General features: G+C 36.0%; 12 protein-coding genes. 4 read left to right on the top strand and 8 right to left on the bottom strand.

Annotated elements, in window-relative coordinates:
* Window positions 1-80: 80 nt before the first annotated feature.
* The gene (locus EO766_RS06245) at window positions 81-1,973 is read left to right on the top strand and encodes a DUF1800 domain-containing protein (RefSeq protein ID WP_287100806.1); all 1,893 of its coding nucleotides are present in this window, start codon (window positions 81-83) and stop codon (window positions 1,971-1,973) included.
* A gap of 11 nt (window positions 1,974-1,984) precedes the next feature.
* A complete protein-coding gene (locus EO766_RS06250; protein ID WP_218330565.1) occupies window positions 1,985-3,247 on the top strand; it encodes a DUF1501 domain-containing protein in 1,263 nt (420 codons plus the stop codon).
* A 34-nt stretch (window positions 3,248-3,281) separates the two neighbouring features.
* Here EO766_RS06250 and EO766_RS06255 read toward each other — a convergent pair whose 3' ends face one another.
* The 5 genes from EO766_RS06255 to EO766_RS18415 form a co-directional block, all read right to left on the bottom strand.
* Window positions 3,282-4,460 (bottom strand): hypothetical protein, encoded by a 1,179-nt coding sequence (locus EO766_RS06255; protein ID WP_074420556.1) that lies wholly within the window; start codon window positions 4,458-4,460, stop codon window positions 3,282-3,284.
* Between the two features lie 68 nt (window positions 4,461-4,528).
* Entirely contained in the window at window positions 4,529-4,888 is a 360-nt protein-coding gene (locus EO766_RS06260; protein WP_074420557.1) for a CoA-binding protein, read from the bottom strand.
* Window positions 4,889-5,005: 117 nt separating this feature from the next.
* Window positions 5,006-5,221, bottom strand: a complete 216-nt coding sequence (locus tag EO766_RS18405) for a YqjF family protein (protein ID WP_081301346.1) — start codon at window positions 5,219-5,221, stop codon at window positions 5,006-5,008.
* Between the two features lie 9 nt (window positions 5,222-5,230).
* Window positions 5,231-5,503, bottom strand: coding sequence for a DUF2071 domain-containing protein (locus EO766_RS18410; RefSeq protein ID WP_081301347.1), 273 nt, complete (start codon window positions 5,501-5,503; stop codon window positions 5,231-5,233).
* Window positions 5,451-5,690 (bottom strand): DUF2071 domain-containing protein, encoded by a 240-nt coding sequence (locus tag EO766_RS18415; protein WP_353744828.1) that lies wholly within the window; start codon window positions 5,688-5,690, stop codon window positions 5,451-5,453. Before EO766_RS18415 ends, EO766_RS18410 begins: the two co-directional genes overlap by 53 nt.
* Window positions 5,691-6,117: 427 nt before the next feature.
* Between EO766_RS18415 and EO766_RS06270 the strand changes: the two genes are divergently transcribed.
* Together EO766_RS06270 and EO766_RS06275 are read left to right on the top strand one after the other, a co-directional pair.
* Window positions 6,118-6,462 carry a hypothetical protein gene (locus EO766_RS06270; RefSeq protein ID WP_074420519.1) on the top strand — a complete coding sequence of 115 codons (345 nt, stop codon included), beginning with the start codon at window positions 6,118-6,120 and terminating at the stop codon, window positions 6,460-6,462.
* Window positions 6,463-6,693: 231 nt separating this feature from the next.
* Complete coding sequence (locus EO766_RS06275; protein WP_074420520.1) at window positions 6,694-9,108, top strand: zinc-dependent metalloprotease; 2,415 nt, start codon at window positions 6,694-6,696, stop codon at window positions 9,106-9,108.
* 135 nt (window positions 9,109-9,243) lie between these two features.
* Here EO766_RS06275 and EO766_RS06280 read toward each other — a convergent pair whose 3' ends face one another.
* From EO766_RS06280 to EO766_RS06290, 3 genes are all read right to left on the bottom strand, one after another.
* Complete coding sequence (locus tag EO766_RS06280) at window positions 9,244-10,059, bottom strand: hypothetical protein (protein WP_074420521.1); 816 nt, start codon at window positions 10,057-10,059, stop codon at window positions 9,244-9,246.
* A gap of 31 nt (window positions 10,060-10,090) precedes the next feature.
* The gene (locus EO766_RS06285) at window positions 10,091-10,966 is read right to left on the bottom strand and encodes a hypothetical protein (RefSeq protein WP_074420522.1); all 876 of its coding nucleotides are present in this window, start codon (window positions 10,964-10,966) and stop codon (window positions 10,091-10,093) included.
* Between the two features lie 189 nt (window positions 10,967-11,155).
* A partial coding sequence (locus EO766_RS06290) for a transposase (protein ID WP_287100807.1) occupies window positions 11,156-11,576 on the bottom strand: 421 nt, incomplete at its 5' end.

The raw sequence follows: 11,576 nt of genomic DNA on the forward strand, positions 1-11,576 counted from the left end.
ATTTCACCGAAAAACACAATAAAAAAAATTATTTTTTTAAACCGGCAGCATTAAAATCCATCTGAAGGAACAAACAACAGATGATGCGGCAGAAAAAAGTAGGTTTTTTATTCATAATTGCAGTAATATTGGTGGGCATTTCCGGTTTTATATATGCAGGCCATCCACACCCGCCTAAAAAATTTCCCTACCTGCAAATGGGTTTTACGAAAGAACAGGCTGCTGCCTATTTGCTGAACAGATTTACATTTGGTCCAACGCCGGGCCAAGTTGATGCGGTTGCAAAAGAAGGCATTGAACACTGGTTTTACAGACAATTGGAGGGAAATGAAAATGATGCTGCCTTAGCAAACCGATTGCAGGCTTTACATCTTGATGCTGCCAATCTTTCATTAGAAGAAATGGCAAACACCTACCCCAATAATGGTGAAGTAGTGGCATTGGCAAGAAAGATGGGAGTGATAGAAAACGGGAACACTTCCTTCAGTAAACAAGCTTACCGCGAAAAACTAAAAGCTTTTATGCAGCAACAGGGCTATAAACTCATTGCTGAGTTAGAAAGGCAATTAATTGTACAAAAAATTATCAGAGCCGCATATAGCAACAACCAGTTGCAGGAAATATTAACTGATTTTTGGTTCAATCATTTTAACGTATCGCTCACCAAACCCAATTGCGCTCCTTATGTATTGGCTTATGAACGCGATGCCATACGACCACACATACTTGATAATTTTGATGTCTTATTGCTGGCTACAGCGCAGCATCCGGCCATGTTAACCTATTTAGACAATGCTCGTAGCGTTAGCAACAATAATCCGATGGAGGAAAAACGGTTAGAACACATGGCCAAAACACTAAACAATTTCAATACAGTATTGAAGAACCGTGCTTCGCAGGGATTAAATGAAAACTATGCAAGAGAAGTAATGGAGTTGCATACCATGGGTGTGGATGGTGGTTATACACAACAAGATGTAACAACTTTAGCCAAAATACTGACAGGATGGGGATTGTATCCTATGTTTAAAAATGGACCAGCCTATCAGCTCATGGAAAAGTCTTCACCGGAACAATTGGAAAAACGCGGCTTTGTTATACAAAATGGTTTTTTGTTCCGGCCAAATAAACACGATGATACACCCAAAACTTTTTTAGGAAAAAATTTCCCGGCCAATGGAGGTTATCAGGAAGGCATTACTGCTTTGGAAATAATGCTGGCACACCAACCCACTACTGCAAAATTTATAACAACAGCACTGGCAAAACATTTTGTAAGCGATACACCTTCTACAGCTTTAATCCAAAAAATGGCGCAGACTTTTTTAAAAACCAATGGCAATATAAAAAGCGTTTTAATTACCATGGTAAATAGTCCTGAATTTTGGAATCCAAATAATCAAAGAGCCAAAATCAAATCGCCTTTTGAACTAGCCATTAGTACCATTAGAGCTACGAATGCACAAGTAAACATGCCTTATCAAATTTTTTACTGGTGCAATAAAATGGGACAAAAATTTTATTATTATCAGGCCCCTACCGGATTTCCGGACAGAGCCGACTATTGGATTAACACCGGATCATTATTAAGCAGAATGAATTTTGGATTAGCTTTCGCATCACAAAAAATTTCCGGCATTACAGTAAACCTGGCTGCATTAAACAACAACCACGAACCTGAAAGTGTTGATGCTGCTTTACAAACCTATAGTGCCATACTGTTACCGGCCAGGGATAATACACAAAATATCCAACGCATTGCTGCTTTAATTCATGATGAAAACCTGAATAACAAAGTAGAACAGGCAGCTCAACAACAACCCAACAACAATAATGAACATGTTAAAGAAATGGAGTCCTACCATTCATTACAAACAATAGCTGTACAAGAAATTAAAACAACCAACAATGCACCATCCTTAAATCAGGTAGTAGGTATTATTATAGGATCACCCGAATTTCAAAGAAAATAAAAAAAATATTTATGGATAGAAGAATATTTATGCGCAATGGGGCATTGGCCTTATTTGTAGCAGGCATTGGCGGTGTTCCCAACTTTATTGCCAAAGCCGCCACAGCAGGCAACAAATTCATCAAACCCTTTCAAAAAAGAAAAACACTGGTGTGCATTTTTCAGCGGGGCGCAATGGATGGATTAATGGCTGTTAGCCCTTATGCAGATCCTAATTTAAAAATGATGCGGCCAACATTATATATGAGTCCGGCTAAAACCGAAGGCAGTATGATAGACTTAGATGGTTATTTTGCCTTACACCCATCCTTACAAGCCTTTGCGCCTTTATTCCAAAATAAACAATTAGCCATTGCACATGGCGTAGGCAGCCCCAATCCCACCCGCAGTCATTTTGATGCACAGGATTTTATGGAAAGTGGTACACCTTTTAACAAAGGAACAGAGAGCGGCTGGTTAAACAGAGCCATTGGTTTAATGGGAAAACCTGCTACCCCGTTTAGTGCCGTAAGTATAACGAGTGCCTTACCCAGAAGTTTTTATGGCAGTAATGAAGCATTGGCTATTAGTAATTTAAACGATTTTGCCATTCAAATGCGGGGCAACCCATTGGCCGGTAAATTAGCTGTACATTCATTTGAAGCATTGTACGATAATACAAGTTCGCAATTGTTACAGAAAACCGGAAAAGAAAGTTTTGAAGCCATGAAGATGTTGAATGTAAATAACCTGAAACAATATGCGCCCAAAACCGGTATTGTTTATCCTAACTCAGCATTAGGGAATGCTTTAAAACAAATAGCTGTTTTGATAAAAATGGATGCAGGATTAGAAGTGGCTTTTGCTGAAAGCGGTGGTTGGGATACCCATGTAAACCAGGGAACTGAAAATGGAATTTTAGGCCGAAATCTGAAAGATTTTAGTGATAGCATTGCAGCCTTTTGGGAAGATATTGCCGCCTATCAGGAGGAAGTAACCCTTATGACCATGACTGAATTTGGCCGAACAGTGCATCAGAATGGTACCGGCGGAACCGATCATGGTAGAGCAAGTTGCCTTTTTGTTTTGGGGAATGATGTGCAGGGCGGAAAAGTTTACCACCAAATTAAAAGTTTGGTCAAAGAAGATTTGGAAGACCAGCGCGATTTACCAGTATCAACCGACTTTAGAAGTGTATTTAGCGCAGTAGCCAATACACACTTAAACATTCATCAAAACAATATTTTATTTCCTGAATGGGATGGTAACGGTATACCCATTATGCGTTACAGTTAATGCACATCTAAAAAAGTTTAAGCAATGCAACGGCTTATTGTTTATATTCCATAGGCGGATGCCTTTCAAATGGATACTGATTGGTATCAAAAATATAGCGATACGTAATCAGGCGGCGACTTTGTACAGCGCCTAAGCTTTTGTAGATATTAATCATTTTAGGATTCCAGTCGCCTGCCCACCCCATTTCGTAACTTTCATACCAGCCTTTTCCCTGCACCAGCAAAGCACTTTCATAAATTAAAAAACTATCAATGCCCAATGCCTGGTATTTGGGTATAACACCAAACGCCAGTCCGGTTAATTTTTTACAGGTACCGCGTTTTTTCATCCACAATAATTGCAGTTTTTGCCACCATCCAAATTTTCCTTTAAAAAATTTAAAATACTGGTTCACATCCGGAATATTAATAAACATGGCAATGGGCTCATTATTGTAATATGCAAACCATACCATCCGTGGATCCATAATAGGCTTCATACTTTGAAACAATTTTAATACCTGATCCTTGGTAATTTCTTTTGCTTCGCCGTGTTGTGCCCAGGCCTGATTGTACACTTCCGTAAAATCTGCAGCATATTTCTCCAATTCATTCAAATTTGCATGGTGGGCTTCGTATCCTTTTTTTGCTTTAAACTTTGCATGTCTTTCAGCAAATCTTGCCGGAAGCGGATCATCCACATTCATGGCATAATAATACTGATTATAATAATTTTGAAAACCATAATCCTCAAATAATTTTTGATAATAAGCCGGATTAAAACTTAAACCATACACCGGTTCTTTATCAAATCCTTCCACCAGTAAACCCCACCATTTGTTTCTGTCGCCAAAATTAATGGGGCCATCCATCGCCATCATCCCTTGTTGTTGTAGCCAGTTCTTAGCGGTGTTAAATAAAAAATTTGCAGCTTTCTGATTATCAATACAATCAAAAAAACCAATTCCACCAGTGGCAAAATCGGTTCCTTTGTTTACATATTTGGTATTGGTAAATGCAGCAATTCTGCCAATGGCTGTACCATCATCATCCAGTAAAATCCAACGTTGAATGGTACCATATTTAAACAATTTATTTTTCTGCTGATTAAATACTGCCTCCACTTCATGATTGAGGGGCTGTATATAATTCGGATTACCGGCATTCATGGCCACATTCACTTCTAAAAACGCTTTTATGTCTGCTCCTTTTTGTACTTGCTTTATTTGCATAAGAATTGCCTGTTTCTATCACAAACGAATATAGTTCATTACAAAGCTGTTTAAAAAATAAAACCAATTTAATATTGATTTGTAGATAGCAACACCAATGTACAAGCCTCTAAACATTGAATGTTTTTTTCTTTTGCCATTTGGCATAATTCCGGATTTTCTGCACCTGGATTAAAAATAATGCGTTTGGGATGTAGAGAAAAAATATAATCGTATAAAACTGTTTGAATAGCCGGATTAACATAAAGCGTTACCGTATCTACATTGCTTTCTGCAGGATGTGTTGTAATAATGGGCACCGCACCAATATGCCCCGGCTTATTACCAATGGCTATTACCGGGTGACCATGCTGTGTAAGCCGATCAACTGCCAGATAACTATACCTTGCCGGATTTTCAGAAGCACCTATTACCACCGTTTTTTTCATACCCTATAAAATTAATGAACTGCAAAGTTACAGTAAGGTTGCCATCTAAGCCATAATACAGTATATCTGATAAACAATACGCAGCAATTACCAGAACTAATTCTCAATGAAAGCATATTAAAATCGTAGTAACTGCCGGTTAATAATTTTTACCGAAGAACCTTCGGCCAGAAATACAGATTGCGGTGCTTGCGATAAAACCGGTGTAAAAGCTGCTCCGTACAATGCCGCTGCATTACAATGAATTTTATAAGCTTGAACAGGATAAATTTGCCAGGATGGATGTATTACCTGATAAGCAGATGTAACCTGAGCGGCTCGTTTGGTATACACATAAAAATTTTATGTAATAAAACTTGATTTAGAATTCGGAAAAGCCCAACAGGGCGTCGCATCAACATTTACATGTATTCCATTCCATTCATTTGCAAGTTTCCATTCATAGCGAATCAGTATGTTTTTATCATTGCTTTGTATGGTGTGGCGCATTAGGGGGTAATGGTAATGTTCGCTGTACATTAATCGGGCAACATAAGTAATCATTCTTTTAGGAACAATTTCATTAATGAATACTACTCTGCTCTTCCAGGTTATTCCCTTTTTTAAAACGAACATAAAAACGCAGGTTAAATTCTTCGAATTGCCGATAAAAAGAGATGGATATACCTTTTAAAGCAGTATTTGTAAAATAAAAGCCCACCAAACTTACATAGGTATTTCCTTCAAAATAATCCAATTTAGTACCGGGCGGTACATGCGGTATTAAAATTTCAGGTGAAACAATATAGTTACAAAAAATCAGGTACTTCTATTCTGTACTTAAAAAAATGCTTTCACTTTCAATCATAATTACTATAACAGAATGCAACACCTGAGGTTGAATACTGCAGAAAAAATAGATGAACACACCTTGAATCCTGTTTCATTTTAAAAAAAAATAATAAAATATTTTATTGTTGTCCGACTAAAATTGTAAAATAATGGTTCAAACCCTTTACAGAACCATATTTCAGCCGATTTCAAAAGATGGGGTACTCCCTCCAATTTTGAAACAACCATTTTTTAGCCTGTAATTCTTTACAGCAAAGGATTACAGCGATTTTTAAGTTAAGTTTTGCCGGACAATAATAAAAATATTTATCTCTTTTTATAGAAAGAATGCAATTTTATAAAAGATATTATTTAACTTTCGTATCAAATTATTTCACCATTACACAAACACACCTATTATGGCAAAAGCAAGCAAAAAAAAGATAGCGCCCAAAAAAGCAGTTGCTAAAAAGGCAACCCCCAAAAAGGTACTAAAAAAAGCTGCTCCTAAAAAAGTAGTTGCTAAAAAGTCAGTAAAAAAAGCTGCTCTTAAAAAGGTTGTTAAGAAAGCTACTCCCAAAAAAGCGGTGAAGAAAGCCGCTCCTAAAAAAGCAGTTGCTAAAAAAGCCACACCTAAAAAGTCAGTAAAAAAAGCTACTGCTCCTGTTGCAGCACCTACAGTAGTTCAGGAAATGGCAATGCCAATGGTAGAAGTAAGCCATACAGAAGCGAGCGAAAATAACACGCCCACTGCCGGCGCTTAATTCTAAACATTGCAACTAAAAATCAGTAAGCCTTCTCCTTAAATGGGAGACGGCTTTTTTATTGTAACCTAAACCTGAAAATGAATACCGCTGAGGTTTTACAGATTATAATTTAAAAAACTAATATGCATTAACCAAAGAATTATTTTCACACCAATGAAATCGCCATCCATCAATCGATTTACTTTTCATTGAGCTTATTCAATATCTTTAATTCACAAAACAACTGCCATGAATAAAATAATTAGCATATTTCTGCTATGCTGTTGTATACAACAGGCCTCTGCACAAAACAATGGTACCATCGCGGCCAAAACAGCGCACATGAAAGCCTATAATGGGTTCTTCCCTTTTTGGTGGGATGATGCAACCGGAAAAATATGGATGCTGGTTGATAAATCTGACACACAATTTTTATATGTAAACAGTTTGCCTGCAGGCATTGGTTCCAATGATTTGGGCTTTGACCGAGGGCTGATTGGCAATTCAAGAATTGTATCTTTCACCAAAGCAGGAAAAAAATTATTACTCATACAACCCAATGAGGCTTATAGGGCAACAACTAATGATAAAAATGAGCAACGAGCTGTTGCAGAATCGTTTGCACAATCTGTCTTAGGCAGTTTTGATATTGCAGCACAGGATGGCAATCAATATTTAATTGATGTAACCCCATTCTTATTACGCGATGCACAAGGTGTTGCTGCTAAAATAAAAGAAATGAAGCAGGGCACTTATCAGTTTAATGAAAGCCGATCGGCCATTTACTTACCCAACACAAAAAATTTTCCGCTGAATACTGAATTAGAAGCTACCATTACATTTACCGGTGGTGATGATGCAGGAAAAATGATTACCTCAGTTACCCCATCGAAAGAGGCTATTACCGTTAGAATGCACCATTCATTTGTACAATTACCCGATCATGGTTATACACCAAGGCGCTACGATATTCGCAGCGGCTATTTTGGAATGAGTTATTACGATTTTAGTAGTCCCTTTTCTGAACAAATTCAACAAATGTTTATTAACAGGCACCGGCTCATCAAAAAATATCCCAATCAGGCAATCAGCGAACCGGTAAACCCCATTATTTATTATGTAGATAATGGAACACCGGAACCCATTCGTTCCGCATTAATAGAAGGCGCTTCTTGGTGGAATGAAGCCTTTGAAGCCGCTGGTTTTAAAAACGCATTCCAAGTAAAAGTATTACCCGATTCGGCTGATCCGATGGATATTCGTTACAATGTTATTAATTGGGTACACCGCTCTACTCGAGGCTGGAGCTATGGCGCTTCTATTACCGACCCCAGAACCGGAGAAATTATAAAAGGACAGGTAACCTTAGGTTCTTTGCGTGTTCGGCAGGATTATTTAATTTATACTGCATTGCTTTCACCTTTTTCAACCACACAACCCGTTTCCTCTGTTATGCAAGCCACAGCCCTGCAGCGTTTACGGCAATTGGCCGCACATGAAGTTGGCCATACTTTGGGCTTACAACACAATTACGCTTCCAGCTACAACAACCGCGCTTCTGTAATGGATTATCCGCATCCCGATGTTTTTGTAAACAATAACAATGAAATTGATTTTTCAACCGCTTATACCAATGGCATTGGTGAATGGGATAAAAGGGCCATTACTTATGGATATGCCCAATTTAAACCCGGAACAAACGAACCTCGGGCATTAGATAGTATTTTAAAGAAGAATACAAAAGATGGTATTTTATTTATTGCCGATATGGATGCCCGTGCTACCGGAGGAATGCACCCTTATGCACATTTATGGGATAATGGAAAAGATGCGGTTGATGAATTGAATACATTGTTGAAAGTTAGAGCAAAAGCACTTGATAACTTTTCACAGCAAGCCATAACCGTTGGAACACCTTTGGCTAAATTAGAAGACGCATTGGTACCCTTATACAATTTTCATCGTTACCAATTAGAAGCCGTTTGTAAATTAATTGGCGGAATGAATTACAGTTATTCAGTTAGAGGTGATGCGTTACAACAAAAACCGGATATATTACCAATGGAAGTGCAACAAAAAGCATTGAATGGTGCATTGCAATGCTTATCGCCCAATGTATTAACGCTATCTAATCAAATTATTCAATTAATACCACCGCGTCCGCCCATGTATTACAATGTGGGTGAGTTATTTGAGAAAAGAACTGCGCCGGCGTTTGATGCATTATCGGCTGCAGAAGCCCTGGTAAATTTTGAGATGGGTTTTTTATTCAACCCCGAACGTGCCAATAGATTGGTAGAAAACAAAGCTATTGCGCATACGCTGGGTTGGGATGATGTATTGGATGCCATTATACAACAAACTTGGAAGGAACCCTTATCAAAAGATTTGGCTCTACAGATACAACTGCAAACACAACAACAGGTAATTAGCTGGCTACTGAATTTGTATCAGGATAAAAAAGCCAATTATGCGGTAAAAGCCATTTGTTACAGCAGGTTAACCGATTTAAAAAAATGGGCTGCCAGGCAAATTGCAGCGAGGCCAAGCTTAGCAGCACACTACAGCTATGCAGTTGAACGAGTAGAACATCCTGAAAAAATGCAACTGCCACAACCGGTTGAACCGCCACCAGGCGCCCCTATTGGGTGTAGTTGGGAGTAAGATTATTAAAAAAAGTGAAAAAATGCTATACTTTGTAATCATAGATATTTAATAAGTAATCAATACCATTTAATAAGTAATCAATACAAAACATATGATAAAGTAAAACACAATTATGCAAACAAAGCTTTTTTATCAATTGAATTTAAAAAATGATTGTACCTGCAAAAATGAGCTTACAAAAAGAGAAATGTTTGCTTGTTTTAAAAATCTTATAAAAGTATTATAAATATTTTCATCTGGCATAGGGTCCATTTTACGAAGTTCAATAAAAATTCTCCTTTTAGGTATAGTAAACCCGGTTTCAATATCTACCATTTTATTGAAGATAATTTCTATTTTGAAAAGCTTCATTTTCATTAGGTTATCCATATAGTTAGAAAAACTATATGGAATATTTCTCATAAATGAATCATAATATAAATAAAATGAATCAAAAGAATTTTCCCCTTTGTAATTATCAAAATGCACATATTTTTCCAGCAAAATGTTATTTCCATAGTGTATCGTAGCATATAAGTATGAACTATCCTTTGCCAGTGAATCTTTAAAATTATTTATCTGTCCGTAATGTGCATTTACTCTTAAAAACGAGTCAACCGGATAATAAACTCCATGAGAAGTATCATAAATAGAAGAAAAATAATACCCCAAAGAATCAAAATTCCTGAATAAAAAATAACGTTCAGAATTAAATATTTTTGCATTATTTTGGAAATTATATACTGGTTTAAGTTTATACAAAGTATAATTTTCTAATTTAAAAACTGAAATAGTATCATTAAAGTTTATATATTTAATTGAATTGAGACTATCTTTATTGGTTACATATATATCATAATAATCTATTATTTGAAAACCTGTAATCTTCCTATTTACCGAAGAATGAAAGCAATCAATTTTTGTATTTAAACTAAGTAACATTATAATTAATGTATATAATTTATTCATCTTTTAAAAATAAAACAACTCAAAAATTTATTTATGGTTTTGCAGGCCAACCAATGATTGTGGAATTATAATTAACACTTTGATCCAGTAAATTAGGAAGAGTACAATTACAAATTGGATGATAAGTAACATTAAAATCAAGTGACATACCCGCATATAAAACATTAGGGGTACCTGCTACAAACGAGGGGGTGCCAACTCCCTGATTAAATGATACCGCTCCACCAATTGGATTGCCGACCATTGTAATATTTTGATGTGTTAACGACTCCCAATTCCAAACATTACTTTGCTTATCTACTAATTTCACAATACCTGATTCTGAAGAAATTAGTTGAAAAGTGGGATTTGTAAGTATCACCCATTGCATAATTTTAGATTTCCGAAAGTCATCAACATCTCCAACCTGTGTAGAAACTGTATAGGAAGCTGTCGTAGAGTTTGAAACCAAATCAGTAAAAATCATAGCGCAATTTTCTGCACAATTAATATCATCAAGATAACCTGAACTGCCATCCATATTTATAATATCACCCAAATTTATGGTAAACTGGTAACTGCATTGGGGCATAACCCCAACTACTACGCTACCATCTGAATTAGAATATGCCCATGTATAATCCCAGCAAATATATGATATTATTAATCCGTTATTGGCAATATTATTTGTTGAAAGCTGCATTGATTTTTCAAGATCACTTAACAATTGTATATTTTTATTGGATGCACTAAATAAGCCCAAAAGTGTAGATGCAGAAAAAATAGTAGCTCCCTTGTTTCCATATTTCTGAACATAAGGCTGTGTATTATTTTTACTTACGATTTTGAATAAAATCTTATTATTACTGTATTTGTAAAAAAATATCAATGCATTAGTATTATTTTCCTCATTTATAACTGGAGTCACTAATGTATTAAATCCGTTTTGATTTTTTATGACAATTGAAATATCCCAAATGGGTATACCATATTTTTTAATTATACTGGATATATTATGTACTTTTTCATAGCTGTTAAATGAAAATATAACCAGATCTAATAAATTAACATCAGTTAATTTTCCATTTATTTTTTTAAATAATTCAAGTTTCCTATTTTAAACGATTGCTTTTACTTGAAAAGCTAAAACGAATAGTAATATTTTAAGTAAGAATCCATCTTTAGTGACTGCGTGAATAGAATGGGGTGTCATTTCTACAATTTCACTAATAGTGGTTTCTATACGTTTTCTCATTGCATTTTTAATAAAAGCATGATAAGGTTTATCTGGTTTTTTACTGTTTGATTTTCTGCATATTTTTAACTCTATCAGCTCAGTTTCTTTATATAATTCTTCTAATTCATATGCTGTATAGGCACTGTCTCCAAATAAAGAGCTCTCTGGCAGCAAATCCATAAACATTTTCTGCAAGGCTTCTACATCATGTTCGCTACCAGGTGAAAAACAAATTTCAACCGGTATACCATTTTTGGTTGTAATCAACTGTACCTTTACCCCATAAAAATATTCCCTTTTA

The organism is Hydrotalea sp. AMD (assembly GCF_004100315.1).
GTDB classification, from domain to species: domain Bacteria; phylum Bacteroidota; class Bacteroidia; order Chitinophagales; family Chitinophagaceae; genus Hydrotalea; species Hydrotalea flava.